Source organism: Shouchella hunanensis, assembly GCF_028735875.1.
GTDB classification, from domain to species: Bacteria; Bacillota; Bacilli; order Bacillales; family Bacillaceae_D; genus Shouchella; species Shouchella hunanensis.
This window is the reverse complement of sequence record NZ_CP117834.1, coordinates 1,680,459-1,697,597: the sequence shown is the minus strand read 5'-3', so window position 1 is coordinate 1,697,597 and position 17,139 is coordinate 1,680,459. Positions and strand designations below refer to the sequence as shown.

Below are 17,139 nucleotides of genomic sequence, written 5' to 3'. Positions count from 1 at the left end.
GTATGAGCTCGGGGAGCTGACCCATACATAAGTTAGCACAGCAATTCCTTCATGTATTGTTAATGATTTCTGTCCTTTCTTGCAATAAATAAAAACAATTTGTACACACTAGAAAAGACTGTTATCGTTTTCCTATAATGACCCTTACAGGATGATCTGCTCGAACAATTCTTAATTCAGTGGGTGAGATCACATCCATAATGATTCTGCCATTTGCCGTTGCGACATTGATCACATCATCTCCTCTACGGAACCCATTATGGTAAAACCCTCTTGCTATAGAATGGGTTGTTTCTTTACGACTGACGATCCCTGATCCAACAATAATGGACGTATAGTTATTAATATCGTCGTTTAAACGAATCGTTTGACCGACTCCACTAACATTTAGTAGCTCTGTTAAATAGGTTTCACCATCGACACGATTCCCATTACCGATGGCAATGTTTACCCTGCCGCTTGATCCCTTATCCACTCTGTTTTCAAACGTATTAATATGGTGACTTGTGTTCGTGACCTGTATGCCGTTTGCATAATTCGTGGAATGACCTTTATTCGAAACATCTAAACCAGATAGTTGACCACTTGACACACCACTCAACCTTACGCCGTTAAAACGACCATTGCCTGACGAAGAAGCACGTTTGACATCACAGTTTATAAAGCGAATCATCTCACTATCCGTAGCACTTAAGCCGTCTTCTCTACTATCAATTGCTTTTACATTTGTCACATCAATTTCTTTTCCCCTTACAATGCGTACAGCTGATCGCCCACAATTAACTATACGCGATCCATGTACGATGGATGTAGCAGCAGGATAGCTCGTTCCACTAATACCTTTATCAACAAGACAAATACCGTGTTCTTTTATATCTTTTATATAATTGGCGCCAATGTAGTTCCCTTTACCCCCAATAACATAGATACCATGTTGACCAGTGGCATCAATATAATTCCCTTCAACGTACGCTCCTTCATAACTGTCTAGCCGAATACCGTGATCGTTCATATTATAAAATGCACAGTTCGTTATACGAATCGCGTTATACATAATTTGTTTTCCGTTTACCACTCTAGATGCGTGACTACCTACACCAATGGCAACGTTACGGAAGGTACACCGATCGACGACACAGTCATAACTCGGTTTATTATCTGTCGCCCCGAAATGTGGAAAGGCGGAATTTGTTGACATGTCAATCTGTAGTGCTTCATACACATTGCCACCTGTAATGGTCATATCTTTAAAGACACAATTGATGTAGCTCGATCGCCTAACGGCTGTCATATCGACAAAGTGATTATTGTACCCACCCGTAAACGTTACATTTTCCATGTGAATGTTTTCCGCATGAGCCCACCCACAAGCAATGGGTCCATATCCCGTCGCACCAGAAGGAATTTCTCCTAAGTCAATGGTTCCTCCTTGAAAATAGATGTTCCCATCCCCACTATATCCAGAAATCTCCGTATTCCCATACTCCCCGTTTAAAAAAACACAGCGATTGGCACGACCTTTCCAACGAATGACAGCACCATTTTCCATGACGACTGACGTATTTTCATACACCCTAATGGTCTCATCAATATGATATATTCCTCTCGGTACATAGATCTCTCTTTCTTCTGCAAATATTTTCTGAAATGCCTTTGTATCATTCGTTTGATTTCCTACCGCTCCATAATCTTTCACTGTTACTGACTGTTTCATTTCGGCTCCCTCTTCTCTTTTATTTAATGTGATCACTTTTCAAAGAGAACATCAGGCAGGGAAATCAAACATACAAAAAGAAACGCCCAAACAGAGGTTTGAGCGTTTCGTTTGGCGCTATTAGCGAGTGAGAACCGAGATACCATGTATAGTTTATGCTTTTTTACAGCTATGCAAAGGAACTACTTTCATTATCATCATAGGTTGTTTACCGATCCTCTCTCAAGCCTACGATAGATTAAAGCAAGAATTAATGCTGGAATAGAAGCAAAAGCATACCTAGAAAAGCCAAAAGGTTGATACAGATTTAATCAAATGACGCTTAACTCCAATTCTTACGAAGACACACCGCCGTATGGGTTACGACATGCATCCATTACCTCAAGACCAGTTAGATTAACGCCACTATGATTCATTTCATACACTACGTATAAAACATTTCTGTCCTGTCCTCTGTCTTGTAGATCATTTGGGCAAACACGCATTTTACGCTGTCTAATGAAATAAATGTTTACCCACAAAGTTGTAAGGGTATGTGAATTGGTTATACCTCTATCATTATTCGTTTCCCTATGAGACAATTGCTTTACAGCTTACATATTGGCTGTCAAAGGAGAGTGCCCCATGTACAGAGTAGTACGGTACGTTGACGGGATTGCTGAAACCTCAAAGGATTTACACTATAAGGACAAGACGTTTGCTAATTTAGCTTCCGCGGAAATAGAAGCTAAAAAGTTAAATTTAGATTTAATTCTTTTGGATAATGATGTTTGGAGAATAGAAGATCTATAAGTAGGCTTCTGCCTGCTTATTTTTTTATGCCCTCTATCTAAGCTGTAAGACTAAGAATGTAAAAAAGACCTGCTTTTAAGCAGACCTTTAAAAAACTGATATTACATTCACTATTCCTTCAACAAGAAACAACAACACACAAAATCCGATTATCACAATCTGCCATCGTCTATTCTTTCGCTCTTCATATAACATGTCAATCGCTACAAAAGCTAACATTATTCCAATTGAAAAATTAAACAGGATGTCTAGCCAAATGGATTCTGTTAAGAAACGCATAACCACTGCTGCTAGAGCCAGTAATGCAAATAACGGCCAGATCCTTCGCGCTACAATCTTCATTTCTCCCCCACCTCTTGCGAAAATCTTATCATATAAAAAGCGCATACTACTATTAAAATCATACACGCTTTGAATTCTATTAATATACTAGTAAACGAAATCCAAAGTTCCCATAAATCCCCTCAGTACGATTCACATTGAAAATAACGATTAACATCAGGCAAATAATACAGCAATTCTTCTATCTTGGTATATTCATTTTCACTAACTAATCGAACGGAAACCAATTCTGGTTTAATTACTTGAAATTCATTACCAGTAATTTAAACGTCGTCTGCCGCGCTAGTGATTCTGAAATTCGCTCTTCCGACGACTATCAATACCATTAACAAAATGTACCTCTTCATGCGAATGACCATCATGCTCTAAAATATTATTGCATAATTCTCATCTTCTTTTACAAAAAGAAATGACACCTGAACTATACTGTAAATCAATAACTTTTCTTTTTATTGTCTCCATCTTTCCATTCAAAAAACACAACTAACAAATAGGATAATGTCGCCAAAGGAATAGTAACCATTAATCCCATGGTGCCGAATACATAAGTCCAAAATAATGCATTTCCACCTTGTTTAGTAAGAACATAGACATCATAAATGTCAGCCGCTAAAAACACTACATACATAGGAACTATAGTAAATATTACAGTCCAAAACAAAACTTTTAATAGCTTTCTTAAAAATTTTTTCAAGTCACCTTACCTCACTTGTTAGAAAGATGCATTGAATCTCTGATTCCCGTGGATTGGTGCTATATTAAGCCCTTTATTGTCTCTGATTTAAACAAAAAAGTTCGTACCTGACTCAAGAACATAGACAACTATTTTATGTGCTGAGGCCAAATCATATGTATCTAGAAATACTACCTTGCTTTGCTCTATACACGCTTCCCCCTCGTTATTGCCATAACTTTTTCGTCTATACTCTACATGTTAGCAAAGGAAGTTTTTGAAGATAAAAAACAACCTCCAAGCAATGGACGCTTGAAGGCTGTAAAAACCGTTGTATTAACGTTTTGAGAACTGGACATCCTAATTCTAAGGGTAACCAGTCCTTAAAGATCCTTTTATATCAACAATCGCTGAAATTATAATTGGATAGAATTGTATAAAAGGGCATTTAAAATGATAGCACTTGAACCAATTTGGACCAAAATAATGGGTGTTAGTTGAATACAATATTAATCATTCTATTTATTTTTAGTCCATATCTGTTATATTACCTTCAATAATGTATTTTGCTCAGAATTAGTACCAATATGGGAATTTTCTTACCATGGGAATACCCAAAAATATTAGCGATATTTACGATTCAACCTTAAAGAAATCAACACATTCGATAATTTATTGAACATAAATAACATATAAAGTGGTGAAGTAGTCGTCACTGGAATGGTGAACAGTTACATACAAACGGAAAAAAATTTATTCTAATGACTAACACAGCACCTTCCAACAAATATTGAAAAAGACTGTGCTAGTAGTTTGGTTGGGGTTAAAAAGGACATTCAAAAAGTATATATACATAGAAATAATTAATTTGATAAGTATATTTTCTCATTTATTTTATACACTAATTAAAAAGGAGAATTATATGTCTATTGAGACTGCAATAAAGTTATTGAATGATATATATCTGTCTAATTCTGCATATTTGGATAGTGTGGACCATGAACGGAATGGGTTAAAATATGAGAAATTGTATAAAAAATATTGGAATTGTAATTTAAGACTAAAGAATTTATATGATCTATTAACTGCAATAGATCATACAAAAGAAAGAAACTAATTAAGTTTCAATCTTCGTTTCATTAGCTTTGTTTTGATTTTCCTAATACGTTCAACTTCTTTTTCGTCTAATTTAAATGTTTCTATTAGAATCTTTTTATCGGTGTACTCCAATATTTCTTCAATAGGTGTCTGATTCTTAAAAAGTTCATCTAGCTTATCGAATTGATAACTTGAAATTTGTATGTAAGGGATAGGTAATCTTTTAAATTCATTTGGAGTTAGCTCTAGAACACCACCTCCATAAAAACGACCACAAATTTCACTCATTAAAAGAGTAAACGAGTTGTAAAAGCTATATACAAAACTTTTAACATCATATCCATCCTTCATCAATATTCTATATCCAGTGTCTGTATTAAGTATTTTAGCGTCATTCACTACTAATTTAGGGAATTTTCCAGATCTCTTAAAGAAAATAGCCTCAGCGGCACTAAGCATTGGAACTTCATACCATCTATTTCTTTTCCTACATTTATAGCGTTCGTGAATGTTTTGTGTAATTCCTTGATCAAGATATTTTGTGACAAATTCAGGATAGTTCTGGATATCTTCATTAAGTACTAATAGTTGGTTTGGAATATCTTCGTCATTTAGCATTTTAAGATTATCTTCATTAACTACTAATCCTGAAGATAGGTTAGAACTTTTTTTAATTATAGGATGCACATAATTATCTAATTGCATATTTCTAACACTACTACTGTTTAAAATAAAAAAGTCATTTGCTGCTGTTACTATCCCTGCTGTTGCATTACAGAGTTCATTAACTTTATAAAAATTTTCATTTATACTTTTTATAAAATCATACTCTTGATGATCTAAGAGATAGTTAGACCATTTATCATTATTAACGTGAGAGATTTTCCCCATATTCTTAACAGATATAACTCTATCATTAAGTGTAGAGACTTCTAGATACTTAATACCTTGTGCTTTGCCTTTCTTAGCAAGGTGAAGGATAATTACATCTTGCTCAATATCATGAAATATTAGTTCATTGAATAAATAAATTCTGATTTCTTCAAAATTTTGTATTAAGAAATTTCTAATCTCATTTGTATAGTTAACTTGTAAGAATTCCGCGGGTAATATAAAGCATATAGTTCCATCTACATTTAATAGATTGTACGATTTTAATAAAAAGGCCATCCAAATATTTTTAAAGTTATTTGGATCAAGAAGATTGTCAGAAAATATCTTCTGACTACTTTCTATTTGCTCCTTAGATAGGTGTTTTCTACCTATATAAGGAGGGTTTCCAATAATTAGATCAAAACTTCTTTCGGCTTGAAACTTGAGAAAGTCTATTGGATGATAGTAAGCAAAGTGATGTGAATCACCACCCTTAAATTGATTTCTCACTTTGTTTAATTCATCAGGTTCTCTTTCTACGATATCAAATATATAATTTGAGTTACCAGCATTTTTTAAAAGACTATTTATGAAGATGCCATCTCCACTACTTGGTTCTAGAACTTTTAGTTCTTTATCCTTTTCTGCATTTATATCAATAACTTCTTTGATAATAAATTCTGCTAAATAATTAGGAGTATAATAAGAGCCATTAATTTTATTACTATTCATTAAATTGCTTCCTCTGGCTCCCGAATATCACCAATAATATATTCCAAGAATTCATCAAACTCGATACTTAGTTCTGCATAATGCATCAACAATTCGTTATATCTCTCAGCCCCTTTACATTTCTCAAGAGCTTCTCGAATTTTTATTTTGTTCTTCCATATTCTTGTCAGGTTCCACATAATTCGGTGTCGCTCAAGATAAAGCTTGAGTTTCTTATGCATATAGAAAGCTTGAACAGTTTCAGTATTTGAATGTATATTGCCGTATGCATCTCTAAAAAAATAGTCATTATAGTCATCTGATACCGGGTTAAGATAACCTTTATCGGCTACAAAACTTATATTTTCACTATCCGAAAGCCAGTCATCACCTTTGGCTAAGTTACAAAATGGGCAAGCATATACTAAGTTTTCATATTCATTTTCCATATGTGGAAATCTTGACTTAGGTGCAAAGTGATCAATATGATAAACTCTTGGGCCACCACTCCATCCATCAAATGCGTCACAATAGCCACATCTATTATTGAAATCCTTTATCAAATAGCTTTTAAAACTTCTGTAATTCTTATAAGTCTTATCACAATTTAGTAGAGGAGATTTACTCCTAAAGGGATGTTTTACATTCATAGTTTCTCGATTTCTCCTAATAGCCGTTCTGTTTTCTCTAGTAAAGAGTCTAGTTTTTTATTATATGAGGAAGATTTTATACTTTTGGCGAGCGAGTCTTTCTTGCTTAGGTGCTTCTCAATAAAAGTATCTAATTCAACTAATCGCTCTTCTTCCTTTAAGGTTAGATTATCTTTTTTTCTTAATCTTAATACTTCTTCCTCTGATTTATCAATAGCTTTACGATAATTTTCAACTTGGCGCTGAATTCTTCTATTAAGTAAAGAAGGATCATTAAAATAAGCTTCTTTTTCATAAATTTTATTTACATCTATAAGTTCATTTTCTGCTGTATCCGAAAATGCCGTTAAAATAAACGAAGGATAATTCTCAACATACTCATCTAACTTTATAACTAGATCTACCCCAGTATAAGTAATCTCCGGCCTAGTTATTTTTAATTGATAGTCTACTAAGATACCATTTAGTTTTTGAGATATAATTTCTTCAGCCATTTCTTCAACATCATTTTTTAATGATACTTCCACAAAGTTAAAAGATTGATCTCTGCCCTGCCTTTTAATTCTGCGTATATTTGGCTTTTCGTCATCTAAAATTCCAATATTAAATTTACTCATTAATATAGATTACTCCTTCATTTTTCTTAAGTGGTAAAGTAATTCTCAGACCAAATCCTGTATCTTTTTTGAGTATATCTACATCTCCTTGGTATTCTTCAACTGTAGATTTTATAATCCACATTCCTAACCCAGTGCCAATTTCTCTACCAAGACCATCTCTTTTAGTAGTGAAAAAAGATTCGAAAATATCATTTGCATTCTTTATATCTTTTGATAAACCAGGACCTGAGTCTTCATAAATTATGATTGCTTTTTTATTTTCCTCATAGAAACTTATATTTATTTTTCTTTCTCCAGTAGCATCAGATCTTTGAAAAGCATCGAAAGAATTGGCAATAAGATTATTAAATATACTATCTATATCAATGGGAAATAATCTCATTTTAAATCTTTCTTTAGAACTTTCAGGTACTGTTAGTTGGGCATGTGAATAAGATAATGATTTTTTCCATACTCTGTGAAAATTCTTGAATATATCATATAGGTCAACTTTATGCCTTCGTCTTTTATCTTTTCTAATAGCATCTAAGGAAAAATCGAGCCAATTTTTCAGACGTCTATCTTGTTCTCTGAACTCTTCTATTAAGAAATACGGATTATCATCATCATGCTTATTTAGGGTGTTAGGTGGTATAAGTTCTTCTAGAACTTCAATTAACTCTCCAGTTCTTGGTTCAATATTTGCACTAATATTTTTTAACTCATGACCAAATGAGGTAATAGCTAAACCAGTACTTGCAAGAGCCCGTAACATTTTTATTTCAGATGTAAGTTCTTCCTTTTCTTTATCGAAATCCAAAACTCTTTGGGCAAGGAATCTTGTTTGGAAATCAGGAGAATCCTTAAACTTTTCATAGTCTATATTTGTGTAGTCTTTTTTGTCTTTATTTAATATATCCTGTGCAAGTTTCTTTGCTTTCTTGTTATTTTGTTCTCTCTCATTATGCCTTTCATATAATCGTCGCAGTTCTCTCATTATTGTTTGACGATCTCTTTCAAAGACATTTATTATACCAATAATAACTGTCTTGAAAAAACCAAAAGCCTCGTTCTCTTGAAGTCCTTCTCGACTAGATTTATCTTCGAAATTTATGTTTGTTAACCTAGAAATATTAATAGATCCTGAAATTTGATACGGTCTGACTCTCCAACGCCCAGATTTATGAGAGGGAGCAGCAGGACTTTTTTCCGCTCTTTCGCCAAGATTTAACCAATCAAAAGAGGTACTACCGATTTCTCCATAGGGTCTAATACGAAACATATCTCTAAATAGCTTTATACCATTAAATTTATCCAACCATTCATTTCTTAAAGCAGAATTGAAATCTTTATAAAAGTACATTTTTTTATCATTTCTTTGATATGCTTTTTTCATGAAATAAAGCGCAAATTCAAAGTTTCCAACATCTGTAAATTTTAGTCCTTTATAGCCTGGAATAAGTTGAAGTAGACTATACGTATCTTCAACATAACCCTTTTCAAAATCTATTTGAGTAAAGTTTTTTCCTATATTTGACGTGAAAAATTCCTCAGGGAAAAGTTCTGCATTAAACTCATTTCTATAAATTCTTATTTTTACTTCCTGTTGCTCATTTAATGAAGCGGTTACTTTGTAATCAAAATCGTCATTTATATTATTTTCTACTTTTCCATAAAGTTCAGGATTATTAGTATCATATAGAAAGATATTAAAGACTTTTTGTTCACTCGGAGGGATTAAGGTCTCAAGATTTTTGTATAAATTATTTATCATTCGTTTATCCCATTTATCCCTTAAGGAACTTATTTTTATTATAGTACCATTGAATAAGTTGCCTTTAAGTTCTTCAACTAAAGAAGTATGTTTATTTCCTAATAGTTTAACTAACTCTTTATAAAGATTTGGGTTAATTAGTTCACTCAGTTCAGCGTTTACGTCATTTAAGACCTCTTCATTTTCAAAGTCTTCCCAATTAACCTTCCAATTATATCCAATATCTTTCTCTGATGGAAGTGTTAACAACTGTGAGATACTTCCTAATCTATCAAGTGCAAATCGACCTATGCCTTTAGCACCTGTAACAACTCTACCACCTTTACTATATATATTATTTTCTTTATTGTTTGTACCTATAGTCATCCAATAAGATTCAATAATATCATCTGTCATACCAGAACCATTGTCTATAATATACATAGAATTAAACCTTTGAAGTAACTCACTGAGCTTATTGAACTTATCAACAGGGTAAGAATCTTTTATTCTAAGCTCAAGTAAATTTGCTGTAGTATATAAAGAATTGACTAAATCTAAAACTTCTTCGTCATCTTTAAATAAATCTAAGTCATCCATAGTCATTTTATCTGGTACACCACTATACTTTGTATCTAAAATTACAAATGCCATATTACTATCAGCATCATAGCAATTTTTAACTAATTCAATGATGGCTCCATCTGCATTAGTTACATTCTCTCTACCAATTAGTCGAGCAGTTCTGGCAGATACTCTAAATGGAATTTTTTTCACTGTAAGTGGCTCCTTTAACTATTTAACAATACTTATTTCTTCCAATTTTATCATATCAAATTTAATTTTGTTATCATTAAATGTCTTAGATTTTGTTATTTTAAGACTACTTTAATTAAATAGGGAATAAATTATACAGTTACTCATTATAAAAGATTAGATGTACGACAAGCCCAAACAAACTGGGAAGAACTTGATCCAAATGTTGAGATTAAAGTACTTTTACATTCTGCTAAACGCCCAACAGACGGAGCATTAGAGACTATAATCCTCGCTGAAGCATGATCAAGTGGCGTAAGTGGCAAAGCTATCAAGTGATTCGTATATGTGTTGGAAAAGCCCATAAATTAGGGTGCTTTAATTGCTTTCTTACGCACCCTTATCCTACTTGTCTAACTCATAACATCCGATGAACGAAGACCCTTTGCATACTCGATAATTCGTCTCTGGTCTACAGACAAGTTAGAGAATTATAATTAGGGGAGCTGAAAAGGAAAAACAATCTTAGTACACGAACCACGTAAATCTTGATATTTAATTACTCATTTTGGTTTTTTTACTATTTCTCAAAAAGTATTCTGTTGTTTCCCTTTGACCTTTGTGATGTACAGCTATAATATTTCCAACACGATCATACTCGGGAATTCCATAAAAATTATCTTCAAGTTTAAAAGCTTCTTCTTCAACTTTTATCATATCAATAAAATCCTTTATAATTTCATTTTTGTTTATATAGTTCTTACTACTTATTTTATTTCCATTAAAGAATAAAGAGAAATGATGCTCTATGATTTCATCTATCAATTGTTCCATTCTGCTCTTAATCGCTTGAACAAACCCTTCGTTGTTTCTTTCGTCCATTTTTTCTTTATACTTCTTTGATACTCTTCTATTAGGTAATCCATACAATCCATTTTCACCATATAAATCTGTAGTCTCTTTTAAATATGCCCTTTCTAGTTTTTCTTGTACTTTTGGAGTTTTAATCAGCTTTTCAATATCACTTCTAAACCATACGTTAGTGCGTTGATCAACTTTCTGACTTTTAAATGGTCTTGTATGTGTTTTGTTGTATTCATCAACCCAGTTATAAAATACATACCGTGTAATAACATCATCCCTATTTTTTGTTATTTTACCTGTATTATCCAAACCCTCGTAACCTACTGCTTCATTAAACATGTCAAGAATTTCGTGAATCTCGACTTTATCTTGATTGCTCATAAGTTTGCTCACCTCGTCATCGTTTCTCTCATTATAACATAAACTAAAATTTTAACAGAGAATCTCTGTATTTGAATAACAGCAAAAAACACCCCAAAAACCTATTAAAATAGACAATATAAGTTATAAACATGCTATTCTTTAATCAAGGGACAAACCAGTTCACTGTTTAATCCCAGTTGATTTTATCAGAGAAAGGATGAATTTTTCATATGAAGAAATTACGCCAATTTAACGTTTTTGACGCAGTAGGCTTCTTCAAGGACAAGGATGTACGAGTGATGTCACACGAGGACTGGAAAGAATTCGATGCGGACGGAAAGAATCCTAAAGTTGTAGGCACTAAGTATAAAACGGTAATTGCAACTGATCGAACAGAATACACAGGGGAAGAAGTAGTACCTGATCTTAATGCAGGAGAACAGGTTGTAGTTAAGGTTCCTCAACTACCAAAAGAATACAAAAAGTTTAGCAAAATAACGTTTGTTAATCCGACTGCTTCCGTCTTTGGTACATTCATGAGTGAACTTTCTGTCAAAGCAGATGATGTGGAAATTATTCAACCAAAATAAAGAACGAGGGACAATTAATTCCTTTTCTATCATTACCACTTTAATGCGCGTGACCGCCCCTGATAAGGGGGGGAATCACAATATTAGGACGTGGAATATGTGAAGAAAACGTATCGGATGCAACGTGGTTTTATTTCCTTTTTATTCAGTGGATTTTTTCTCATTTTATGGTTTTTTTTTATAAACTATATCCATTGATTGTTGAACAAATAACGATAATACAGCTCCCACATATTGAGTCAAATATCTTCTTAGTTCCAGTTGGTCTAATCGCAGTTGGTTTGTTCGTTTGTTGGTTATTTCGAAACAAATTGTGGTTTGGTCTATTTTTTTCCGTGCATTATTATTTGATGGTAAAACGAATTAGATGACATGTTAAAGATGCTAGGTTCGAGGATGAACGTGAGTTTCATAATCGTTTAGTTAGATTACCGATAATAAAAGTTGAATTTGATGATAATCGAGCAAGAGAATCAGGAAAGGTATTTATTCAAAACTCAATTAAATTCGTCAAAAAATTAGAAGACATGAGGATTGATTCAGCGTTAGAAGGATATGTAAGTGAACGTCAATATTTGTCTAAAGACCGTAATTGGTACATCTATGAGTTCTATGATGTAGATTCACAAAAACAACTTGAGATTAAATCAGCAAGTGACATGATTAAGTGGTCAAACAAGAAAACAGACGATTATGCCCTACGTTTAGATGAACGTGCAACTATACCGTTTCATCATATGGGATTAGTCGGGCAAACAGGTAGTGGTAAATCGTTTTTTATTCAAATGCTAGTTGAACAAGTATTATCGAAAAAGGTCAGTCATGAGCTATTCATAATTGATCCAAAGTGCACAGACGTTTACCAAATGGCTAAACGTACCGTTGCTGATGAGAGAACTGCCGACAAAACAAATGCGATTGAATTGATTAAACAATTTCATGAGCGTATGAAAAAACGACAAAATGAATTACAAGACTATTTCATATCAAATCGTAACAAAACGTATAGGGATGCTGGTTTACCAGCTTTAATTCTGCTTATAGATGAATTCGGAGCATTAAGAGAGTCATGGAAGACTTTAGCGAAAAAGGAACGTGATGAAGTCGAAAGCGTACTATCTGACGTTGCTTTCATGGGGCGTCAACTAGGGTGTATTTTGTGGGTCGCTACGCAACAAATGAACGCACAGACGATGCCAACAGCTATTAGAGAACAGCTCGTTTTGAAGATTGCTTTAGGTGATAGTGATGAGCAAACCTATAGAACTCTGTTTTCTTCTGGTGTGGATATACCGCCAGTTCAGTTTACTGCTGGTCAAGGGATTTACAGCTATCCAGGGCTAGCAAGTGCAGACAAGCCACGGTTGTTGATAGTGCCTTACTGCAGCTTTTTGAACTAAAGCACCTAGCTTTTCCATAAGGAGAGACGGCACAGAGAGCGGAAGGGGACCCGCCGTTCAGGCGGGGAAGGTTCCGCTCCGTGCTTTACGCCTTTAGGAGAGCTGTGGTTCTGGTAATAACCACAGCTCCAGTGCGGAGCCAAAACCACACCAAATCCTGTTCAAATGGACTTTACACCCTAAAAAACTTTCCCGAAAGTTTTCGTAACAAAAAGGAGTGAATAGAACATGATTAAACCAGATATTGACCAGTTCACACTCGTATTGCAAACAACAGGCGTATTTGACTTTGATGAATGGCGTGACTGGCTAGCAAAAAATTTAATAAGTACATTCTTGGTGAAATCTAAGATGCATAAACTATTCAACAATTTCGATGAAGCAGATGTTAAATTACCAGAAGGCTATACAGTAGGATATTCATTCAACAATGCATCTTTTTATTTTTGTATCGCATATCACGAAGTATTTTCAAAAATGGGTGTGATTGTCAAATTCAGTGCATACGCTTGGCATGAATACCGAAAAAGATATGAAGAAAAATTCAATGAACCTATTCATTTACACAACTTTTTTAAAATAATTGATTCAGATGATTATACATTCAGACTATCACGAATCGATATGTGTGTTGACTTTTTCAATGAGAATATAGACATCGCTAAATTGAAACACTCTATTGAAGAAGGGAGAACAGAATTGCGCTATGGCAAATACTAATAAAAGCTATTTACAAAAAGTCATTTAAGAAAATAAGGAAAAACCATATAAGAAGAACACTTCAAAGGTATCTGATGTATCGAAAGATTTTCAAGCGCAAACTTTATATATTGGAGCAAGAAGTAGAAACACAAAAGTTCATTTAAGGATTTATGACAAAAAGGCGGAACAACTTTCATGAAGTTCATGCGCCATATTGCTAAAGAGGTAGATGATTGGACACGTGTTGAAGCAGAATTTACAGGTGAGTACGCCCACCAACTAACAAATGCAATCAAAGATTGTAGCACAGATGAACAGCTTAAAAATGTAATTGTTAGTTCTCTAATAGACCGTTATATGTTCTTTTATGCTAATTCTAATCGACCTCATAAGATAACTAGATTGATGCTTGATTTGCTAGAAAAAAAGGATTTTCATTTTGAGTCTCCTTCTCCACGAAATAATTTATTAGAGCAATCAATAGACCATTTAATAAAAGGGTCTGGTCTTCTTACGACATTGTGGAAGGTTCAACAAATATGGGGCGATAACACAGCACAAGATTTAAGAAGATTTAATGGATTATTTGTATAAACAGTATTATGAGGATTTCGAACCTAATAACGACCATATTTCTTGGTTAAATAAGTATAAGGCACTTTACCAATTAGAAGGTAAGCCTTGGGAGAGGAAGATGTAAAATGAGTAATACTAACTCAAGGGAACACATCGAGCACATCATCAGAATCATAGATTTTCTTCAAAATGGCAAAGGAGTAATCAATAAAAAGGATAACCATTCTGATTACCAAAACGGCATGTATACACCTGAAGATATATTAGGACATATCAAATACAACGCTGAACAAGCACTAAAGGAATTAAATAAGTAATTGAAATAATTCACGACATAAGTAGATGATGCTACATGAGCATTAGCATGGCTACAAAAGACTCTCCATATCTACTAACAAGAGAACAAGCATCACATTTTTTAGGTATAGACCCAAAGTCTTTTGATAAATATATCCGACCACATGATGAGCTAGAGCGTTTCATGATTGGTAATCACGAACGATACACCATGAAATCTTTAGTACACTTTATCGAAAAACACTCCGTTTAAAATGTCGACAGTTGATAAGATGCTAGTTTAGAAATACAATAAAGTTGTATTCAACTAGCATCTATCAACTATTTTTGAAGGGAATTGATAGTATGGCTAGTATTATAAAAAGAGGAAAATCATACAGAGCCCAAGTATCTATATATAAAAAAGGAGAGCATAAAAAGCTTTCTAAGTCTTTCTCAACAAAGAGAGAGGCAAAACTTTGGGCTTTAGAAATGGAGTTAGCTAAAGGAGATGGTAAAGATCTTGCTCACAGAACAACGCCGTTTGCAGAGTTCTTTGAGAATTGGATTTATCTTGTAAAGATTAATAATGTGAAAGAGACGACATTTCAAAATTATGTTCGTACTTTAGGTATTATTAAAAACTTATTTCAGGATATCCAATTAAAGGATTTGAATGATATCGTTGTCCAAAAGAAAATTGATGAATATGCGAAACACATTCTCGAAAAACAACACATGAGGTACTTCTTAAAATAAAAACATTCTTAAGGGATGCATATGCTCGTGGTTATATAACAAACGATTTTGCCTGTTTAGTAAAAACTCGGGGAGAAAACCCACCTAAGCGAAATAAAGCCTTATCTATTACAGATTTTAAAAAGCTACGTAATTACGTTTTAAAGCATCCAGTAGACGAATTTAACTTACTAGTATTACTTGCATTAGAAACAGGGATGCGACGTGGAGAACTGCTAGCAATACGCCCAGAAAGTTTATATGAATATGGCATAAAAGTTAGGCATTCAATCAGCCCTACTTCTGACGACACTTCAATAAAGACACACAATGCAAAACGAGATGTTTCTATAAACAAAGAGGTATATGAGCTTATTCGTAGGATTTCTGTTAAAGAGAATGGCTATATCTTTGTTTTTGGGGTTTTAAGCAGTCCGAACAATTAGCAGAATTATTAAGGCAAGAAGACAACATTTCACGGTTTAAGAGATACGCATGCATCATTTTTATTTGCTCAAGATATAGATATTGCTTATGTTTCCAAACGGTTAGGACACATAAATATTCAAACCACACAAAATTATTATTTGGAATTAATGCCAGAAAAAAAGCACCAGCAAGATGCCGGTGCTTTAAATCTGTTAAGTTCTTTATTAAGTTCAAGCTGATTTGCACCAACTTGAACCAAAAACCTTTGTAAACGTTGATACGATAAAAAATTGATTAACGTTTTGAGAACTGAGGCGCACGACGTGCTGCTTTAAGACCGTATTTCTTACGTTCTTTCATACGTGCATCACGCGTTAAGAAGCCAGCAGCTTTTAACGATGGACGGTTATCAGGATCTACTTGAAGTAGCGCACGTGCTACGCCATGACGGATCGCACCAGCTTGACCTGTAAAGCCGCCTCCTTGTACATTTACATGGACATTGTATTGACCAGTAACACCTGTTTCAACAAGTGGTTGTTTTACGATAAGCTTTAATGTGTCAAGACCGAAATATTCGTCAAGTGAACGACCGTTTACAACGATTGTTCCGTCACCAGGAACGAGACGAACACGTGCTACAGAATGCTTACGACGACCTGTGCCGTAGTATTGTACTTGAGCCATAATCCATTACCTCCTAAAGATTAACCGCGAAGCTCGTACGCTTCTGGTTTTTGTGCTTGATGATTGTGTTCAGAACCTGCATATACGTGAAGCTTCATACCTTGCTTACGACCTAAAGTATTCTTTGGAAGCATTCCTTTGATCGCTAGCTCAAGCATACGCTCAGGCTTGTTTGCACGCATTTCGTGTGCAGCTGTTTGCTTTAATCCACCTGGGTGGTTTGTATGACGGTAGTAGATCTTATCTTGAAGCTTATTACCCGTTAATTGGATTTTGCTTGCATTCAAGATGATTACATGATCACCAGTGTCTACATGTGGTGTAAATGTTGGTTTGTGTTTTCCGCGTAGGATTGAAGCAACTTCTGAAGAAAGACGACCAAGCGTTTGACCTTCAGCGTCGACAACGTACCACTTACGCTCAACTTCGTTTGGCTTTGCCATATATGTTGTACGCATCATTAAACCTCCTAATAATAAAACAAAGTGTTTTGTCTTGCTCTATTTGTGCTTGTGTTTTTTAAGCTGGCTGTTCAAGAAACACAAAGCGTAAT

The 17,139-nt window shown here is 34.1% G+C and carries 18 protein-coding genes; 8 read left to right on the top strand and 10 right to left on the bottom strand.

Annotation, left to right across the window (positions count from 1 at the left end; translation table 11 throughout):
• Window positions 1-121 precede the first annotated feature (121 nt).
• On the bottom strand, window positions 122-1,714 hold the full coding sequence (locus PQ477_RS08685) for a right-handed parallel beta-helix repeat-containing protein (RefSeq protein ID WP_274273367.1): 1,593 nt from the start codon (window positions 1,712-1,714) through the stop codon (window positions 122-124).
• A gap of 624 nt (window positions 1,715-2,338) precedes the next feature.
• On the opposite strand from PQ477_RS08685, the gene PQ477_RS08680 reads away from it, so the two are divergent.
• Window positions 2,339-2,506 carry a hypothetical protein gene (locus PQ477_RS08680; RefSeq protein ID WP_158318471.1) on the top strand — a complete coding sequence of 56 codons (168 nt, stop codon included), beginning with the start codon at window positions 2,339-2,341 and terminating at the stop codon, window positions 2,504-2,506.
• A gap of 87 nt (window positions 2,507-2,593) precedes the next feature.
• On the opposite strand, the gene PQ477_RS08675 is transcribed toward PQ477_RS08680, so the two are convergent.
• The 7 genes from PQ477_RS08675 to PQ477_RS08645 form a co-directional block, all read right to left on the bottom strand.
• On the bottom strand, window positions 2,594-2,848 hold the full coding sequence (locus tag PQ477_RS08675) for a hypothetical protein (RefSeq protein ID WP_274273366.1): 255 nt from the start codon (window positions 2,846-2,848) through the stop codon (window positions 2,594-2,596).
• A gap of 433 nt (window positions 2,849-3,281) precedes the next feature.
• On the bottom strand, window positions 3,282-3,542 hold the full coding sequence (locus PQ477_RS08670; protein WP_274273365.1) for a hypothetical protein: 261 nt from the start codon (window positions 3,540-3,542) through the stop codon (window positions 3,282-3,284).
• 1,092 nt (window positions 3,543-4,634) lie between these two features.
• Window positions 4,635-6,224: a class I SAM-dependent methyltransferase gene (locus PQ477_RS08665; protein WP_274273364.1), complete on the bottom strand. Its 1,590-nt coding sequence runs from the start codon at window positions 6,222-6,224 to the stop codon at window positions 4,635-4,637.
• Entirely contained in the window at window positions 6,224-6,853 is a 630-nt protein-coding gene (locus PQ477_RS08660; RefSeq protein WP_274273363.1) for an HNH endonuclease, read from the bottom strand. Before PQ477_RS08660 ends, PQ477_RS08665 begins: the two co-directional genes overlap by 1 nt.
• Window positions 6,850-7,470 carry a hypothetical protein gene (locus PQ477_RS08655; protein WP_274273362.1) on the bottom strand — a complete coding sequence of 207 codons (621 nt, stop codon included), beginning with the start codon at window positions 7,468-7,470 and terminating at the stop codon, window positions 6,850-6,852. The genes PQ477_RS08660 and PQ477_RS08655 overlap by 4 nt, the downstream gene beginning before the upstream one ends.
• Window positions 7,463-9,982, bottom strand: a complete 2,520-nt coding sequence (locus PQ477_RS08650; RefSeq protein ID WP_274273361.1) for a sensor histidine kinase — start codon at window positions 9,980-9,982, stop codon at window positions 7,463-7,465. Before PQ477_RS08650 ends, PQ477_RS08655 begins: the two co-directional genes overlap by 8 nt.
• 534 nt (window positions 9,983-10,516) lie before the next feature.
• Entirely contained in the window at window positions 10,517-11,206 is a 690-nt protein-coding gene (locus PQ477_RS08645; RefSeq protein ID WP_274273360.1) for a hypothetical protein, read from the bottom strand.
• Window positions 11,207-11,418: 212 nt separating this feature from the next.
• Between PQ477_RS08645 and PQ477_RS08640 the strand changes: the two genes are divergently transcribed.
• From PQ477_RS08640 to PQ477_RS20860, 7 genes are all read left to right on the top strand, one after another.
• Entirely contained in the window at window positions 11,419-11,778 is a 360-nt protein-coding gene (locus PQ477_RS08640; protein WP_274273359.1) for a hypothetical protein, read from the top strand.
• Between the two features lie 527 nt (window positions 11,779-12,305).
• Window positions 12,306-13,178, top strand: a complete 873-nt coding sequence (locus tag PQ477_RS08635) for an FtsK/SpoIIIE domain-containing protein (protein WP_274273358.1) — start codon at window positions 12,306-12,308, stop codon at window positions 13,176-13,178.
• 228 nt (window positions 13,179-13,406) lie between these two features.
• Window positions 13,407-13,898, top strand: a complete 492-nt coding sequence (locus PQ477_RS08630) for a hypothetical protein (RefSeq protein WP_274273357.1) — start codon at window positions 13,407-13,409, stop codon at window positions 13,896-13,898.
• Between the two features lie 177 nt (window positions 13,899-14,075).
• The gene (locus PQ477_RS08625; RefSeq protein ID WP_274273356.1) at window positions 14,076-14,474 is read left to right on the top strand and encodes a hypothetical protein; all 399 of its coding nucleotides are present in this window, start codon (window positions 14,076-14,078) and stop codon (window positions 14,472-14,474) included.
• 107 nt (window positions 14,475-14,581) lie between these two features.
• Window positions 14,582-14,773, top strand: coding sequence for a hypothetical protein (locus PQ477_RS08620; RefSeq protein WP_274273355.1), 192 nt, complete (start codon window positions 14,582-14,584; stop codon window positions 14,771-14,773).
• 325 nt (window positions 14,774-15,098) lie between these two features.
• The gene (locus PQ477_RS08615; RefSeq protein WP_274273354.1) at window positions 15,099-15,491 is read left to right on the top strand and encodes an Arm DNA-binding domain-containing protein; all 393 of its coding nucleotides are present in this window, start codon (window positions 15,099-15,101) and stop codon (window positions 15,489-15,491) included.
• Between the two features lie 500 nt (window positions 15,492-15,991).
• Window positions 15,992-16,138: a hypothetical protein gene (locus tag PQ477_RS20860; protein ID WP_349775504.1), complete on the top strand. Its 147-nt coding sequence runs from the start codon at window positions 15,992-15,994 to the stop codon at window positions 16,136-16,138.
• Window positions 16,139-16,193: 55 nt separating this feature from the next.
• On the opposite strand, the gene rpsI is transcribed toward PQ477_RS20860, so the two are convergent.
• On the bottom strand, window positions 16,194-16,586 hold the full coding sequence (rpsI, locus tag PQ477_RS08610) for a 30S ribosomal protein S9 (RefSeq protein WP_035395695.1): 393 nt from the start codon (window positions 16,584-16,586) through the stop codon (window positions 16,194-16,196).
• Window positions 16,587-16,606: 20 nt separating this feature from the next.
• Window positions 16,607-17,044 carry a 50S ribosomal protein L13 gene (rplM, locus tag PQ477_RS08605; RefSeq protein ID WP_035395693.1) on the bottom strand — a complete coding sequence of 146 codons (438 nt, stop codon included), beginning with the start codon at window positions 17,042-17,044 and terminating at the stop codon, window positions 16,607-16,609.
• Window positions 17,045-17,139: the final 95 nt, after the last annotated feature.

Bases quoted from the DNA above. Each gene is read 5' to 3' on its own strand.
- PQ477_RS08620 (WP_274273355.1), top strand. From the start codon at position 14,582: ATGAGTAATACTAACTCAAGGGAACACATCGAGCACATCATCAGAATC.
- PQ477_RS08635 (WP_274273358.1), top strand. From the start codon at position 12,306: ATGAGGATTGATTCAGCGTTAGAAGGATATGTAAGTGAACGTCAATAT.
- PQ477_RS08665 (WP_274273364.1), bottom strand. From the start codon at position 6,224: ATGAATAGTAATAAAATTAATGGCTCTTATTATACTCCTAATTATTTA.
- PQ477_RS08615 (WP_274273354.1), top strand. From the start codon at position 15,099: ATGGCTAGTATTATAAAAAGAGGAAAATCATACAGAGCCCAAGTATCT.
- PQ477_RS08655 (WP_274273362.1), bottom strand. From the start codon at position 7,470: ATGAGTAAATTTAATATTGGAATTTTAGATGACGAAAAGCCAAATATA.
- PQ477_RS08660 (WP_274273363.1), bottom strand. From the start codon at position 6,853: ATGAATGTAAAACATCCCTTTAGGAGTAAATCTCCTCTACTAAATTGT.
- PQ477_RS08685 (WP_274273367.1), bottom strand. From the start codon at position 1,714: ATGAAACAGTCAGTAACAGTGAAAGATTATGGAGCGGTAGGAAATCAA.
- rplM (WP_035395693.1), bottom strand. From the start codon at position 17,044: ATGCGTACAACATATATGGCAAAGCCAAACGAAGTTGAGCGTAAGTGG.
- PQ477_RS08680 (WP_158318471.1), top strand. From the start codon at position 2,339: ATGTACAGAGTAGTACGGTACGTTGACGGGATTGCTGAAACCTCAAAG.
- PQ477_RS08625 (WP_274273356.1), top strand. From the start codon at position 14,076: ATGAAGTTCATGCGCCATATTGCTAAAGAGGTAGATGATTGGACACGT.
- PQ477_RS08645 (WP_274273360.1), bottom strand. From the start codon at position 11,206: ATGAGCAATCAAGATAAAGTCGAGATTCACGAAATTCTTGACATGTTT.
- PQ477_RS08675 (WP_274273366.1), bottom strand. From the start codon at position 2,848: ATGAAGATTGTAGCGCGAAGGATCTGGCCGTTATTTGCATTACTGGCT.
- rpsI (WP_035395695.1), bottom strand. From the start codon at position 16,586: ATGGCTCAAGTACAATACTACGGCACAGGTCGTCGTAAGCATTCTGTA.
- PQ477_RS08630 (WP_274273357.1), top strand. From the start codon at position 13,407: ATGATTAAACCAGATATTGACCAGTTCACACTCGTATTGCAAACAACA.
- PQ477_RS08640 (WP_274273359.1), top strand. From the start codon at position 11,419: ATGAAGAAATTACGCCAATTTAACGTTTTTGACGCAGTAGGCTTCTTC.